At 59.5% G+C, this 14341-nt stretch carries 16 protein-coding genes and 3 pseudogenes; 8 read left to right on the forward strand and 11 right to left on the reverse strand.

Going from position 1 to position 14341, the window contains the following annotated elements:
* Window position 1 precedes the first annotated feature (1 nt).
* Window positions 2–1126 carry an ABC transporter ATP-binding protein gene (locus tag BA190_RS08325; RefSeq protein ID WP_082979568.1) on the reverse strand — a complete coding sequence of 375 codons (1125 nt, stop codon included), beginning with the start codon at window positions 1124–1126 and terminating at the stop codon, window positions 2–4.
* Between the two features lie 13 nt (window positions 1127–1139).
* The gene (locus BA190_RS08330) at window positions 1140–1826 is read right to left on the reverse strand and encodes a GntR family transcriptional regulator (protein WP_245314628.1); all 687 of its coding nucleotides are present in this window, start codon (window positions 1824–1826) and stop codon (window positions 1140–1142) included.
* A 203-nt stretch (window positions 1827–2029) separates the two neighbouring features.
* Here BA190_RS08330 and BA190_RS08335 point away from each other — a divergent pair, with 203 nt between their 5' ends.
* From BA190_RS08335 to BA190_RS35785, 3 genes and pseudogenes are all read left to right on the forward strand, one after another.
* The gene (locus BA190_RS08335) at window positions 2030–2881 is read left to right on the forward strand and encodes a hypothetical protein (protein ID WP_068285093.1); all 852 of its coding nucleotides are present in this window, start codon (window positions 2030–2032) and stop codon (window positions 2879–2881) included.
* Between the two features lie 202 nt (window positions 2882–3083).
* Window positions 3084–3314 carry a helix-turn-helix domain-containing protein gene (locus BA190_RS08340; protein WP_068285095.1) on the forward strand — a complete coding sequence of 77 codons (231 nt, stop codon included), beginning with the start codon at window positions 3084–3086 and terminating at the stop codon, window positions 3312–3314.
* Window positions 3315–3722: 408 nt separating this feature from the next.
* Window positions 3723–4438 (forward strand): annotated as a pseudogene (locus tag BA190_RS35785) (hypothetical protein).
* A gap of 452 nt (window positions 4439–4890) precedes the next feature.
* On the opposite strand, the gene BA190_RS36425 reads toward BA190_RS35785, so the two are convergent.
* From BA190_RS36425 to BA190_RS08375, 7 genes are all read right to left on the reverse strand, one after another.
* Complete coding sequence (locus BA190_RS36425; RefSeq protein ID WP_162275064.1) at window positions 4891–5091, reverse strand: hypothetical protein; 201 nt, start codon at window positions 5089–5091, stop codon at window positions 4891–4893.
* 106 nt (window positions 5092–5197) lie between these two features.
* Entirely contained in the window at window positions 5198–6016 is an 819-nt protein-coding gene (locus BA190_RS08350; RefSeq protein WP_068285100.1) for an SDR family oxidoreductase, read from the reverse strand.
* A 27-nt stretch (window positions 6017–6043) separates the two neighbouring features.
* Complete coding sequence (locus BA190_RS08355; RefSeq protein ID WP_156771411.1) at window positions 6044–6853, reverse strand: HpcH/HpaI aldolase/citrate lyase family protein; 810 nt, start codon at window positions 6851–6853, stop codon at window positions 6044–6046.
* A 31-nt stretch (window positions 6854–6884) separates the two neighbouring features.
* On the reverse strand, window positions 6885–7616 hold the full coding sequence (locus tag BA190_RS08360) for an amino acid ABC transporter ATP-binding protein (RefSeq protein ID WP_068285102.1): 732 nt from the start codon (window positions 7614–7616) through the stop codon (window positions 6885–6887).
* Window positions 7597–8253 carry an amino acid ABC transporter permease gene (locus tag BA190_RS08365; RefSeq protein ID WP_068285104.1) on the reverse strand — a complete coding sequence of 219 codons (657 nt, stop codon included), beginning with the start codon at window positions 8251–8253 and terminating at the stop codon, window positions 7597–7599. Before BA190_RS08365 ends, BA190_RS08360 begins: the two co-directional genes overlap by 20 nt.
* The gene (locus BA190_RS08370) at window positions 8250–8972 is read right to left on the reverse strand and encodes an amino acid ABC transporter permease (RefSeq protein WP_068285106.1); all 723 of its coding nucleotides are present in this window, start codon (window positions 8970–8972) and stop codon (window positions 8250–8252) included. Before BA190_RS08370 ends, BA190_RS08365 begins: the two co-directional genes overlap by 4 nt.
* A gap of 66 nt (window positions 8973–9038) precedes the next feature.
* Complete coding sequence (locus BA190_RS08375) at window positions 9039–9851, reverse strand: transporter substrate-binding domain-containing protein (RefSeq protein ID WP_068285108.1); 813 nt, start codon at window positions 9849–9851, stop codon at window positions 9039–9041.
* A gap of 406 nt (window positions 9852–10257) precedes the next feature.
* Between BA190_RS08375 and BA190_RS08380 the strand changes: the two genes are divergently transcribed.
* The 3 genes and pseudogenes from BA190_RS08380 to BA190_RS36575 all read left to right on the forward strand — a co-directional run.
* Window positions 10258–11004 (forward strand): FadR/GntR family transcriptional regulator, encoded by a 747-nt coding sequence (locus BA190_RS08380; protein ID WP_162275069.1) that lies wholly within the window; start codon window positions 10258–10260, stop codon window positions 11002–11004.
* Complete coding sequence (locus tag BA190_RS08385) at window positions 10997–11659, forward strand: RraA family protein (protein WP_068285112.1); 663 nt, start codon at window positions 10997–10999, stop codon at window positions 11657–11659. Before BA190_RS08380 ends, BA190_RS08385 begins: the two co-directional genes overlap by 8 nt.
* A gap of 192 nt (window positions 11660–11851) precedes the next feature.
* A pseudogene (locus BA190_RS36575) lies at window positions 11852–12223 on the forward strand (IS6 family transposase); the annotation flags it as partial.
* A 92-nt stretch (window positions 12224–12315) separates the two neighbouring features.
* Here BA190_RS36575 and BA190_RS08390 read toward each other — a convergent pair.
* Window positions 12316–12574 (reverse strand): annotated as a pseudogene (locus BA190_RS08390) (IS6 family transposase); the annotation flags it as partial.
* 10 nt (window positions 12575–12584) lie between these two features.
* Window positions 12585–12869, reverse strand: coding sequence for a polysaccharide deacetylase family protein (locus BA190_RS37185; RefSeq protein ID WP_082979570.1), 285 nt, complete (start codon window positions 12867–12869; stop codon window positions 12585–12587).
* Between the two features lie 674 nt (window positions 12870–13543).
* Here BA190_RS37185 and BA190_RS08395 point away from each other — a divergent pair.
* Window positions 13544–13900 (forward strand): SPW repeat protein, encoded by a 357-nt coding sequence (locus tag BA190_RS08395; protein ID WP_082979571.1) that lies wholly within the window; start codon window positions 13544–13546, stop codon window positions 13898–13900.
* An 85-nt stretch (window positions 13901–13985) separates the two neighbouring features.
* The gene (locus BA190_RS08400; protein ID WP_371260302.1) at window positions 13986–14339 is read left to right on the forward strand and encodes a MucR family transcriptional regulator; all 354 of its coding nucleotides are present in this window, start codon (window positions 13986–13988) and stop codon (window positions 14337–14339) included.
* Window positions 14340–14341: the final 2 nt, after the last annotated feature.

Consider the following 14341-nt stretch of genomic DNA (forward strand, 5'->3'; position numbering starts at 1 on the left):
GTTAGGAACGAGGAGCTGGAAAGGCCCGTGCGTCCTGTGTGTTCCAGCCCAGTCTTATCGTCTCCCCTTGCGAGGGCAGGGGCTGGCTGCCGCAATTGGGGAGTTTCCAGATGATTTCGGCGTCGTCGCTGGTGCGCAGGCGCACCCGATGTGCATCGCCGAGGTAGGTCGCATCCATCACTTCGGTTTGGACAGCGTTGCAGCCACCTTCCCGGGCCATTCTTATACGCTCGGGCCTGATGGTGACCGAAACCGGCTCGCCATAGTGGGTATTGCCCATGTTGAGTGCGCAAACGATGTCGCCGCTAGCAAGTCGAACGTGGCAGATTCCCCCATCCGATGACAGAAAGGTACCGGTGATGGCATTGTTCTCGCCGAGAAAACCGGCCACGAAGGAGCTGATTGGAGCCTCGTAGAGGTCGGTTGGGGCGCCGATCTGCGCGATGCGCCCACCCTCGAAGACGCAGACCCGATCGGACAAGGATAAGGCCTCGCCCTGGTCGTGGGTCACATAGATGATGGTCGGCCTCAGTTCGCGATGAATGCGGATGATTTCGTCTTGCATCTGGTCGCGCAACTGCTTGTCGAGGGCACCCAGGGGCTCGTCCATCAGCACGAGCTGCGGATTGTAGATGAGTGCGCGGGCAAGGGCGATGCGTTGTTGCTGTCCCCCCGACAACTGGCCTGGATAGCGGTCTCCCATCTCGCCCAGGCGAACCAGGCCCAACGCCCAGCCGACACGTTCGCCGACCTCCAGGCGAGGCCATCCGCGGGCCTGCAGGGGGTAGGCGAGATTTTGCGCGATGGTCAGATGCGGGAACAGTGCATAATGCTGAAACACCATGCCGATATTGCGCTTATAGGGCGGCAAATGCGAAACATCCCGGTCTCCGATGCGGATCGAGCCGGCACTGGGATGCTCGAAACCGGCCAGCATCATCAGGATGCTGGTCTTGCCCGAGCCCGATGGTCCCAGGATGGTAAGAAATTCGCCGGCGTCGACTTCGAGATTGAGCCCGTCGACAACATTCGCGGTGCCATCATAGCTTTTATCGACGTTATGCAAGAAAACGGCTTCGGCCTGGAATGGGGAGCCTGGATTGGAAGAGGCAATAGACGATGTCATCGGATCTCCTCCGTCAGTCCCGCTCACCCAGCATGAAGCTGGTGATGCGGTTGAGAGTGCGAGCGATGTGGTTGCGTCGGATGAAGCCGACGGCCTTGACGTCACCGGCCTCAAGCGAGGCGATGATCTCCCCGATCTCTTCGGCTTGGGAGAGGATCTCCGGGGACCAAGCGAGCTCCGGCAGGATTTGTAGATAGGCCCGGATCGTCTTGTAGTAGAGAACCTCGGAAATGCTCCGGTACTCAGCATTGCCGGACAGCTGCAGAATCTCGTCCTGAAGGCGATGGCTGATCTGGGCAAGTGCCCGCACGTCGTGATCGACCATTAAGGGGGTGCACTCGGCGGCCAGCTCCCGCAGTGCGGCAATCGTACGGGTGAAATTCGTCGCCGGGCTTAAATCGCCGAGCAGTTCGGCAAGCTTGATCCGCAGCGAATAGGCATCGCGCAAGGCTCTCAGGTCAACGGCCGTCACCATTGAACCCACGCTTGGGGTTGTTTCGATCAGGCCTTCATTCTCCAATGCCTGCATTACGCGCCGCATAGGCGTTCGGCTGACGCCGAATTCACGGGCAAGTTCCGCCTCGCTCAGAGCCGCGCCAGGCGGGTAGATCAATAGACAGATCCTGTTGCGCAACGTTTGGTGAATGGCGGCGAAACGCTGACGCGGCGATGGTGCCTGATGTTCGATGCTCAGCGGCATGAAGCGACCTCCCGATATGTCGAATTTACATATTATAATATGTATTGTCAACGACGGAATTCCGATGACGTGCACCGGTATACCGGTGGTCCTACTCACACTAAGTCATTGGATCATCGAATATATTCTGCAATGTAGTTTGCTAGGGCGCTCGGCCGCGGTCAAGCTGAAGTCAGCAAGAAGCGCTGCTCAGGGAGGTTCGTATGGCCAGGTCCGGCATGACGTCACCAGACGGTATCAAGATAGTGAAACATGACTTCTCGGCCAGCTACAACCGCGATTGGCCGCATAGCTATCTCAAGGCCCATTTGGCGCTCGACTACGTCATTCCCGACCAGGCAAAACCCATCTTTCAGGCAATTGTGGATCGCTACCGAGCAGTTCGTCGAAAGGAGCGTCTTAAGATCGTCGATGTCGGCTGCTCCTATGGTATCAATGCCGCTCTCTTGCGCACCGATATGAATCTCGACGATTTGTATGCTGCTTACACCGTGGGCAAGGGGCCTCTGACGAGCCGGCACAAAGCAGACCATCGGGCATTTTTTGGGAAGAGGGATGCTGGAACCGACCTTCGCTTCATTGGCGTCGATCCTAGCGAGCGCGCGGCCCGATATGCTCGCAGCGTTGGCCTAGTCGATGCGATCGTCACCTCGGATCTGGAAGTGTCGGAGCCCACGGCTGCCGAAAGGCGTGCACTCGAGGGGGCCGATATTATCATTTCAACGGGCTGCGTCGGTTATGCGACCGAGCGAACCTTCGCGCGTGTCTATGAAGCGGCGGCCATCTCGCGGCCCTGGGTCGCAGCGTTCGTCATGCATCCCTATTCCTATCATGGCATTGCCGAAACGCTGGCAACCTTTGGTCTTCAAACACAGGAGTGCTTCGTTGTCCGTCAACGCCGCTTCTCCACCGATGCCGAACGATACGGCCTTCTGCGTGCTATGAAGGAACAAGGCCTTGATCCCCGTCTTGAGCACGCCACCGGCTACATCTATGCCTCGTTCCACCTCTCGACCCTCCCGAATGAAGGGAGCACTGGCCGTGTGAATCCATAAAAGCGCTACAATCTCCAATAACGTCCGCTATTCCATGCCCTGGTGTCCCAGCAAACGATGGCCGCTTCGCGCAACGATGTCTGAGACGAAATTGGGTGTTCAGCGTCCCCAGTTATTGACAGGGTCCTAAGGGGCTGGATGGCCCTGAATTACATACTATAGTTGATACTACTCATCGACGCTGGAAGTCACCCTACCGCGCATGGATATGCGTAAACTGGTCGGGCAGAACTTCGCTAGACTGCGGCAGGAGAGGAACCTGACGCAGGAAGAAGTCGAGGCGCGTTCCGGTTTCAGCCAGCAATATCTGAGCAAGCTGGAGCGAGGTAAGCGCAATCCAACTCTGATTACACTCTACGAGTTGGCACAGGCGCTTGGCGTAAGTCATGTCGAGCTTGTTCTTCCTCCACAAGAGGAGGACTTAAACCGGTAGTCACACCCCGGAAGCCAGTTCCATCCTTCAGTGATGCGTGAACTCTCTCCCTTGGCATCGAACGAGCATTGCCTCTAGGCTTGGGCAGTTCTCAGTTGTTGGTTGCCACCTGCTTTTCCAGTTTCCTGGATCTGACGTGCCTCCGTTGAATCGGACCGTTTTGGTTGGAATATTCCAATTATGATCCCCGGTGGGGAGAAGGAGAGTTCCATGAAGGCATCGAGGTTCACGGATTGTTAACTTCCGTCGAGAAGTGACCCGGGATTTCCATTGAGAACAGAACTGGCTCGGGAAAACTGGACAGACCGGATAAGTGAAGTTTCTGCCTGAAAGCGGCATGATGACCGTGACAGGAGAGACCATGCGAAACGACCGCGGCGGAACCATACGCCGGCCTTCAAGGCGAAGGTGGCCCTTGCAGCCGTGAAAGGCGAGAAGACGATCGTCGAGTGGCGCAGCAATTCGACGTGCATCCGAACCAGATCACGCAATGGCGCAATCAGCTTCTCGATGGGGCTGCGGGCGTCTTCGATGTGAGGCGAAGGCCGCAGTGCCAGCTCCGGCGATCGACCTGAAGACGCTGCGCGCGAAGATCGGGCAACTGACCCCGGAGAATGATTTTTTGTCCGGTGCGCTCGGGAAGGCCGGCCTTTTGAGCGCAAAGCGATGATCGATCGTCGGCACGATCTGCCGCTCAATCGGCATGCGAAGGCTCGCGGGATCAGCCGCGGCTGTGTCTACCATCTGCCCCGTGAAGTCCCCGCCGTCGATCTGGCTCTGATGCGCCGGATCGATGCCTTGCACCTGGAATGCCCTCTCGCCGGATCGATGCCGTCGAGGAAGCTTTGGCCCGCTTCGGCAAGCCGGAGATCTTCAATACGGACCAAGGCCCCCAGTTTACTAGCCGCGAGTTCACTGGCCTGCTGATCGCAGCATCAGCATGGACGGCAAGGGCGCCTGGCGCGACAATGTCTTCGTCGAGCGCCTCTGGAGATCATTCAAGTATGAGGAGGTCCACCTACGCGCTTATGCCAGCGCGTCGGAGGCCTCATCAGAGCCTGAGACATCGGACGCCCGATCAGGCTTACTTCAACGCGCTGCCGCCAATCCCGGCAGCAGCATAACAGAGGCTGAAACCCATTTAGCGACAGCCCCGAAGCTGTTCAGGCACACCGAGCCAGCTCTCCTGACACAGCGATCTGTTCGTACTCGTCGACGCTGTGCGGATATAGCTCACCTCCTGCAGCTTAGGCAGGACGATGTAATCGGAGCAAGGTCCGGCACCGGCAAGGGCCCGATCCAACGATAGGGCGGAATAGCAGACAACCAGCCCAGAGTACTTGGTGTATTTTTTGCCTGTAAGTTGTGCCTTGGCGCCTGTCGCACTCAACGCTCCCACAGACAAGATGGCAACGATCAAAAACCGCTCGACGCTCGCTCGAATCTCCCGAACCCAGTATAGTCCATTGATAAATCGATAAAATTTCTCATGACCTTTATTTAGGGAATATAAACTCATCCCCCCAAACGGGTCGCAGTGACGAGGGAATGAAGATGAAGTCCAGATCCTCCAAAGCTAAATCGCCAGCGAAGATCCTTGCTGAGCAGGTGGAGAAGGATATCCGGCGCCAAACCCGGCGGCGTTTCTCAGCCGAAGACAAGATCCGGATCGTGCTTGAAGACGCGCCGCCAGCCCGAGCCTCGACCAAGTGAGGTCCAAGACCTGCGCCATGAAGGAATGCATGTCCGACATGATGCTGGAGAGTTCCTTGATCATGGACATCTCCATCATCCCGAAATCGGGAGCTTAGTGGAGATGTCCCTGGAGTACCGGCATATCTACATTCTGGACATTACCTCGATAACTTCAGGTGCGGCCAGCCTCACCAAGCGGTGAAGCCGCCGTCCACCACGACGTTGGAACCCGTCATGTAGGAAGAAGCATCCGAGGCGAGGAAGCGGATGACGCCGTTGTATTCGTCGATCTCGGCCTGGCGTCCCATCGGCACACGTTCGAGGAAGGCGTCGATGAATTCCTTGTCGAAACTCGCGGTCTTGACACCGCCGAAAGAGATCAGGTTGACGCGCACCTTCTTGGGCGCCCAATAGGTGGCGAGGTAGCGCGTGAGGTTGACCAGGCCCGATTTCGAGGCGGCATAGGACACCGCCTTGACGAAGGGCACGCCGTCCCGCTTCTCTCGATAGGCGTAGAGAGCCTGGTTGGGCGAGACGATGCCGTAGATCGAGCCGACATTGATGATCGAGCCGCGGCGTTCCCCCGCCATGTGGCTGCCGACGACTTGGCTCGTCAGCATCACGCCGGTCAGGTTGGTATCAATGATCTCGTCCCAGTATTTCTGCGGGTAGTCCTCGAAGGGCGCATTCTGCTCGGCGGAGCCGTCCGGCTTGGAATCGATGCCGGCATTGTTGACGAGGACATGCGGCACCCCCCAATCGGCGATCAGCCTGTCGGTCGCCTCCTGCAGGGCCGTCTTGTCACGGACGCTTGCCTCGTAGACGCGGATACGGTCGGTCAGGCCGGGAAACTTTTCTGCCAGCCTGTCGCTCGCAAAGGGACGACGGCTGAAAATCGCCACCCTGGCGCCGGCCTGCGCCAGGGACTTGCTGAACTGGGTGCCGAGCTGGCCGAGGCCGCCGGTGACGACAACGACGCGGCCGTCCACGCTGAAAGGATCGCTCATGAACTCATACTCCGGATGTCTGTGGCTTCAGGCCGTCTTGGCGGCAGTGTCGATCGCCTCGCGGGCGCCGCGGCAGCCTGCATTGAGGAACATCACGTCGTTGCCCATGATGATCATGTCGACGCCCTTCTTCCAGAGGGCGATCACGTTCTCGGCGACGGGCGGGATGCAGGGTGCCATCACCTTGATGCCGCGGGCGTGGCATCTCTCGATCAGCTCCGCGAGCTTCTCCTCCACTTCCGGATGCGACATGGAATAGTCGATCGAGATCTGGCGGGAGATGGAATAGTCGGCCGGCCCGAAGTTGATGACGTCGATGCCTTCGACTTCGAGAATCTCGTCCATGTTGTCGAAGAACTCGTAGCTCTCGGCCATCGGTATCACGAGGCGCGTTGCATTCTCGTGCTCCATATATTTCGACCATTGGAAGCCCGGCCCGGCGAAGCCGGCGGCGCGGCATGACGCATCGCCCCCACGCCGGCCGATCGGCGGGAACTTGGCCGCCTTCACGATGGCGCGCGCCTGGTCGGCATTGTTCACTTGCGGCACGATCACGCCGGTAGCCCCGAACTCCAGCGACTTGCGGATGTCCCATTCATTGGTGCCGCGCACGCGCACCAGCGGCGCGATCCCGGAAAGTAGGGCGGCGAGCACCAGCTTTTCCATCTGGCCGTCCACATTGACCGGCGTGTGTTCGGCATCGATGAAGGCGAAGTCGAGCCCCCAATTGGCGGCGACTTCGACGGCCGTGGTCGAACCGGTATACATCGTGGCGCCGAACACGGGCTCCCCGCGGCTCATCTTGGCGGCTAGACTGGTATTTTCGGGCGGTGCCAAAGGTCTTCTCCTGATTTGCGAAGGCTGGAAATCACTTGAGGTCCGGAGCGATGAAGCTGCGGAGTTCGGGTGTGCGCGGATTGGCGAAGATGTCTTCCGATCGCCCCTCTTCCCAGACGGTACCCTGGTGCATGAAGACGGTGCGGTTCGCGACGCGGCGGGCAAAGCCCATCTCATGGGTGACCAGCAGCATGGTCATGCCGGCCCTGGCGAGTTCGGAGATGGTCTTGAGCACTTCGCCGGTGAGCTCGGGGTCGAGCGCCGAAGTCACCTCGTCGAACAGCATCACCTTGGGTTTCATCGCGAGCGAGCGAGCAATGGCGACGCGCTGCTGCTGTCCGCCGGACAGCTGGTCCGGATAGGCGCCAGCCTTGTCGGCGAGGCCGACGCGGGCAAGGACCTCATGCACCAGCGCGGCACACTGTTCGCGCGGAAGGCCCTTCACCACCCGGGGAGCCAGCGTGATGTTCTCGGCGACATTGAGATGCGGAAAGAGGTTGTAGCTCTGGAAGACCATGCCGACCTCCCGTCGCAGCGCACGCAGATTGGCGCCGGAGCGGTCGACCTTGTGGCCGGCGACCTCGATGGCGCCCTCTTGGAACTGTTCGAGTCCGTTGATGCAACGCAGCATCGTGCTCTTGCCGGAACCTGAGCGGCCAATGACGGCGACCACGTCGCCATTGGCCACGGAGAGGTCGATGCCTTTCAGGACGGCCAGGGCGCCATAGGATTTCCGAAGGTTCTCAATGCGCAGCGCCGGCATGCTTCCTCTCCTTCAAGGCTTCGCTCCACCAGGACAGCGGGTAGCAGACGGCGAAATACATGACCGCCACGGTCAGGAAGACGTGGAAAGGCTGGAAGGTCATGTTGTTGAGGAGCTGGCCTGCTCGGGTCAGTTCCACGAAGCCGATCAGGGCCGTCACCGAGGTGTTCTTGACGATCTGCACCATGAAGCCGGCTGTCGGCCCGAGCGCGATGCGCAGCGCCTGGGGCAGGATGACGTAGCGAAGCTTCTGGACCGGCGTCAGCGCCAGCGAATCGGCGGCCTCCCATTGGGTGCGCGGGATGGCCTCGATGCAGCCGCGCCAGATGTCCGAAAGATAGGCCGTGGCGTACATGGTGAGCGAGATGGCGGCCGCCGCGAAAGGCGGGAAATAGAGACCGAGGAAGCTCAGCCCGTAAAAGACGAGGAACACCACGATCAGGAGCGGAGTTGCCTGCACGAGCTGGATGTAGGCGGCGATGAGCGCCTTGAGCCACCGCGGCCCGAGTGCGCGGCCAAGAGCAAAGACGAGACCGAAGATGCCGCTGAACGCGAAAGTCAGGATCGACAGGCCGGCCGTCCATGTCAGGCCATGGAGGAGGAAGACGATGCTCGGCCATCCGAAGGTCTGGATCATGCACCGCCCTCCCTCGTGCCGAGCTTGAGCACTGCGCCGGCCAGGCCCGTCTGCGGATCGCGACGCCGGAAGAGCCACAGGCCGATCAGCCAGTAGACCAGACGAAAGCAAAAGGTGATGCAGATGTAGATCGCCGCAACCACCAGGAAGGTCTCGAGGCTGCGGAAGGATTGGGATTCGATCTTCGAGCCGGCGAGCGTGAGTTCTGTCGCGGATATCGAAGAGGCGATCGACGTGCCGAGCAGCGTGAGAGTGAGTTGGCCAGTGAGAGCGGGGTAGATCACCCGAAGGGCTGGTACGATGATGATGTAGCGCATCACCTGCAGGCGCGAGAGGCCGAGGGCGAAGCCGGCCTCGATCTGCGTACGGGGGATTGCAAGAAGGCCGGCGCGGAAGATCTCCGCCGAATAGGCGCCGAGATTGAGTGAGATCGCCACAATGGCGGCATGATCGGCGCTGAGGCGAAAGCCGACATAGGGCATGCCGAAGAACAGAAGGAAGAGCTGGACCAGCAGGGGTGTGTTGCGGAAGGCTTCGACATAGGTGGCACCGGCGGCGGCGCTCCACCGCGGCCCGTTCACCCGCGTCAGCGCAACGCCGAGTCCGATGGCAAGCCCGATGGCGATCGATTCCGCCGACAGGACGATTGTGTTGATCATACCGTGCACGAGATCGGGCGTCCGGGCGAACACCGGCGCGAAATTCATCTCATAGGCCATTGCAAGCTCTCCTTGGCGGTGCCGGGGCTCGATCTCCCGGCACGCCTGGATGCATCCCGGAGGAGGTCAGAAGGTCGGCAACTTGCCGCCGGGGATCGGGACGCCGATCCATTTCTTGTGCAGCTCGTTGAGGCGCCCGGTGATCTCTTCGTAGTAGATGAAGTTGTTCAGCCACTGATGCAGTTCGCTGGCGTCCTTGCGCACGGCCATGGACCAGTAAAGCGTGAAGATCGGCACCTCCGTCTTCACTTCGAGATTGGCGAGGTTGCGTTTGGCGATCACGTCGTTGGCGACGGTCGCCACCGCTGCGGTCGCGTCGACTTGCCCGGAGATCAGGGCCTGCATGGCAAGGGCGTCGTCGTCGAAGCGCACCACCTCGGCGCCTTCGATGGCGTAGCCGCTGACGGCGGCATCCTGCGTGCTGCCCTTGGGCACGGAGATACGCTTGCCCTTGAGATCGTCGAGCGACTTGAGCGGCATGTCCTTGGCCGCCACGAACCGCATTTCATAGGCACCATAGGGGTTGGTCATCAGGAACGTCTTGGCGCGCTCGGGCGTGGCCGTCATATGGGCGATCAGCAGATCGACCCGGCCGGATTCCAGCGCGGCAGCGCGGGAAGCATTGTTGACGGGAACGATTTCGAGCGTGGTCCCGAGATTCTTGGCCACGTCGCGGGCGAGGTCCACCAAGAACCCGTCGGTATTGCCCGAGGAATCGACGGTGTCATAGGGCGGGATGCCCGTCAGCACGCCGATGGTTACTTTGCCTTTCTTCACGAGGTCGGCCGTTGTCTGTGCATGGGAAAGTGCAGCCGGAGCCGTGAGCAGGCACGCCAATCCCAGCGTGACCACGGCGCGGCGTAATAGCCGTCCAATCATCGATCCTTCCTCCCTCTCATCGTCAGCCGCTTTCCGGACCGCATGGTCCGAATGCAGGCTGCTCGCGCTCCGACGGCCGGGATCGAAGACCCGGCGCGGTTGTTTTCGGGGCGGCTGCGTTGGCCAACCCGCTCTTGACATATGACTTATGTCATGAGTTATTGTCAATCAACTTAAGCGCGCGGCCTCCTTGAAGCCGCCCGTGGCAAGGCGGCGCACCCCGGCATGCGGCCGCACCGGAGCGGGAGGCAGGTTTGCAGGACGCAGAATCAATTTCGGCCGGTATGCGAGGCCAGCGCAGTGGATCTTCGCTGCCACGGCAACCTCAGGGGCACCGACGGATTAGCGTCGGGTCGGTCCGCGTTTAAGGTGCGAATTCAATTGTCGCCCAATGAAGAAGGCCTGGATGTCCACGAACAACAACAAAAGTCGCGATAAGCTGCACTCTTCGGTCGCCACTGCTTTCGAGGCGCAGATCCTGTCCGGCGAACTGCGGATCGGCGAACATCTTCCCTCGGAAGGCGACATCGCCCGCGAATTCGGCGTCTCGACGCGTTCGGTGCGCGAGGCGATGCAGATACTCGAGACCAAGGGCCTGGTACGGCGCCGGCATGGCGGACGCACCAGTGTGGTACGGGCGGACGTCGGCGAGTTCATGGGAACGCTGGCCGTCACGGTCCGCCAGCTTCTTTCCAGCGATCCCGACTATCTCCTGCAGTTGATGGTCGCGCGCCGCATGATCGAGACGGAGGTACTGGGTATCGTGACGGGCCGGGAAACTCCCGTGAACGAGGAAGTGACGGCGGCCCTCGACGGCATGCGCCGCGCCCGTGACGCTGGCGACTTCACCGACTTCACGGTGCAGGACGCAGCCTTCCATCTCGCTCTCGTCCGTTCGGCCGGAAACAAAATCCTCTCGCTGTTCTACGACAATCTCTACGGCCTCATCACAGATGCCATCGCGGTTTCCAGCCGTGTGCCGACCAAGTCGCTGGAAGCGGCCTATGCCGAGCACGAAGACATCTACACCATGATCTGCAACCGCGACGAAGCGGGCGCCACGGCGCTGCTGCGTGCCCAGATCGACAACAGCGCCGCATATCTCCGCGTCGCCATAGAAAACGCCAACCGCAAAGAAGAAAACAATGCCTGACTTCGACTATACCGGCACCGATTGGGATTCGATCGCCCGCCTGCGCAAGTGGTACTCCGGCGACGTGCACGATTCGATGGAGCATCTGGGCCTGTGGGGCCACCTTGAAGGCATTTCCCTGCTTGGCAGTCTGCAGGCGGGTGAAGTGGTGTGCGGTCCCGCGGTGACGGTGCAGTTCGAGCCCTCCGACCGCAAGGGCGAGCCGCAGGACGTTTATCACAAGGCCATCGACAATGTTCCGGAAGGAGGCATCCTGGTCTGCGAGGCATCCTGCGCCGGAGGCTCCTGCTCAGGGGAATTGATGAGTTCGGGAGCCAAGGTTCATGGCGCCGCCGCCACGATCGTCAACGGAACAGTGCGCGATCTCGCTCAGGTGAGAGCGCTTGGCTACCCGCTGTTCGGCACGGCGGCCAGCCCCGTCGGCGTCACCGGAAAGAAGGAACCGAAACAGTCCCAGATCCCCGTGAGGATCGGACATGTCACCATCAGCCCCGGCGATGTGATCTTCGGCGATATCGATGGGGTCGTGGCCATCCCGAGGGAACGCCTGCGCGACGTCGCCGATGCTGCCGACGCCCTGGGTCAGAACGAGGCCGAGGCTCGTCGGCGGATCCTGGCTGGCGAAAAGCTACAAGAAATCTGGCCAGTCACCTGACACCGCTGGATCTCTTGTGCTGCATGCTATCCCAGTTCGACACAGGACTTGTAGTTCGGGGGGCAAGGCTTCCGACGTTCGATTTATAGAGCTGGCGGATGCATCTTGAGGGCGACCGGTTCTCCGCAAATGGAATGGCAATCTCTGTCCAGCAACTAACTCCTCCGATTTTCGAGGAGCTTGCGATGTTCCGTGGGTTGCCATTTCGACCGAGCAGTGATCCTACTGTGTGTTCGCTGGTATCTGGCCTGCAACCTTAGCCTTCGCGATCTGGAAGAGATGCCGGCCGAGCGGAGCATCCTGGTAGATTACTCCACCGTTCATCGCTAGGTCGTCCAGTTCCCGCCCCTGTCGCTTAAGGGTTCAACCAGCGCAAGCGGATTGTCACGAGACGATAGCATATCGACGAGACTCACATTCGGGTCGGCGGGCTTTGGATGTATCTGTATCGAGCCGTCGACAGTGTCGGCGGATACGGTCGAATTTTTCTTCAGCGAGTATCGGGATCTGGCGGCCGCGAAACGGCTCATCCGCAGGGCATTCCAAAGCCACCACTGGCCCGAATGTGAACCGGCATCGCCCAGGATCCCGCTGATTCCTTTTATATCAATGTGTTGAGATGCCGATCGGCGTGAAATCCGCGTGCCGAAACACAACAGCCAGTGCTTCTTGCCACCGATACTGACAACGACCTCATCGAGGTACCACATGTCGCGGGGGCTCGACCTCTTGCGCCTGAGGCGGCGGGCGTAATCCCGCCCGAACTTCATCGCCCAGCGCCGCACGGTCTCATAGGAAACGACGATGCCGCGCTCCAGCAGCATCTCCTCCACCAGGCGCAGGCTCAGAGGAAAGCGAAAATACAGCCGAAGGCGGAAACCGGTGGCGCTTGTAGCTGACGGACGGCTGGCTCATGCAAGCCCATCTACACCGACTGCCGCCACGCCGCAGTTAACGTGACAACGCCTGCAACCCGCGTGTCGGCAAGCCCCCATGGTGCGCGGATCACATCTGGACGTCGGCCAATCTCTGCCATGACGGCCTCGTCCGTCAGCTCGATTTCGGCAACGATCTCGCCATCCGTTAGGCTCGTAAGAGGCCGGTGATCAAAGGTATGATTGCCAATCTCATGCCCCTCTTGGAAAGCTCGTCTTACCAGACCAGGCGAATAGGCGAGCCGTTTGCCGACAACGAAGAATGTGGCATGCACACATCAAAAGTGAGAGCCACGCAGGCTTGTAATGCAAGGTGCGCTTGCTCGCTGCGGCCGGCATGCGCCGATGTGACGAACAAAGGCAACAGCATTGCCAATATGCAGGGTAAACGACTCATCCAGCGATCTCAGACAGTCTGACGATTTCGACAACGAGCTGTCTTGGGGCTCTTCGCGGATCGATACGCAATTTGTAACTGGTTCGGAATATCGATCTTCGATATAAATATCGAGCAGTGACAACGGCTATCTTCACGCGCAGGGCCGAGTAGGGGAGACAGGGCCAGGCATTATATCGTGGAGGTGGCGAGCGGTGTCGACTGCCGAGTGGGAGGACGGGACGGAGCGGCAATATGGCCGCTCCGTTCTGCCTGCGACCAGTTTTTAGCTTGGACGACAAGCCCCATTGTTTCCATGCGAGCAGATGTGACCAAAACCGGCAATGTCGCAAGGGTGGTGCTGTTTGCCATGCTCCGCTCTGGTGGACGAGAGCATTCTGTCCCTGATCCATAGAAACCCGTAGCGGGCCTCTTCCCCTTTGTTACGCTTTCACATGCGCCAGTCAGATTGGCCAAAAGCGACTTCAATTAACGAAATTTAACTCGGCCATTATATCGACTATCGATACAGTTTTGACGTGTGCAGTTTCTATGTCGCTATGTGGAGGGGGCGTGTGGCGGTCGATAATATTCAATAGAAAAGCACAGGATTGGGCACTGGTCGGACTGGCAACCGCCTTGTTCTTGTCGCCTTGGTTCTTTGGGTTTGCTGCCAGACCGTCGGCCTGGATTGCCTGGTTCAGTTCTCTGTTCATTGCCTATCTGGGATTTGCAGCGACATTCTCCCGCGGCGAAGATTGGGAGGAGTGGCTTTGCGCCGCTTTGGGAGCAGGACTCTTGTTCGGGCCGGAAGCCGTGGGGCAGCCCTTTGGCATCGCCGCCACAACTACGTTTTGGGGGATCGGAGCGATGACAATGGCTATCTCGCTTTGGGCGATCTGGCTGAATCGCCGGCCTGCCGATGAATGACACGCATCCGACCGGCCAATACCAAAAACAATCGTCGAAATCATGATCTGCGGCAGTGAACGGCACGAATAAAGGGGAGGGGACCATGGATCGAAGCGATCAGGAGACGATCGAGGCTGACGTCGAGAATACCGCCGACAGATCTCTGCAGACCGCGCGAAGGATAGCTCAAATCACAAGAAGCTATGTCTCATCCAATCAGGTAGAGGCTAGTTCACTACCGACGCTCATATGCGATCTCGCGGCTGCTTTCGACAAAATCGCGATGAATGGCGCAGTGATCGAGAAGCCTTCGAAGCCAATCCCAGCGGTTCCGATCAAAAGATCGGTAACAAATGACTACATCGTTTGTCTGGAGGATGGTCTAAAATTTAAGACTCTAAAGAGGCATCTACAATCTCACTACAATATGACTATTGAAGAATATAAGAAGAAATAGAA

The organism is Labrys sp. WJW (assembly GCF_001676615.1).
GTDB classification, from domain to species: domain Bacteria; phylum Pseudomonadota; class Alphaproteobacteria; order Rhizobiales; family Labraceae; genus Labrys; species Labrys sedimenti.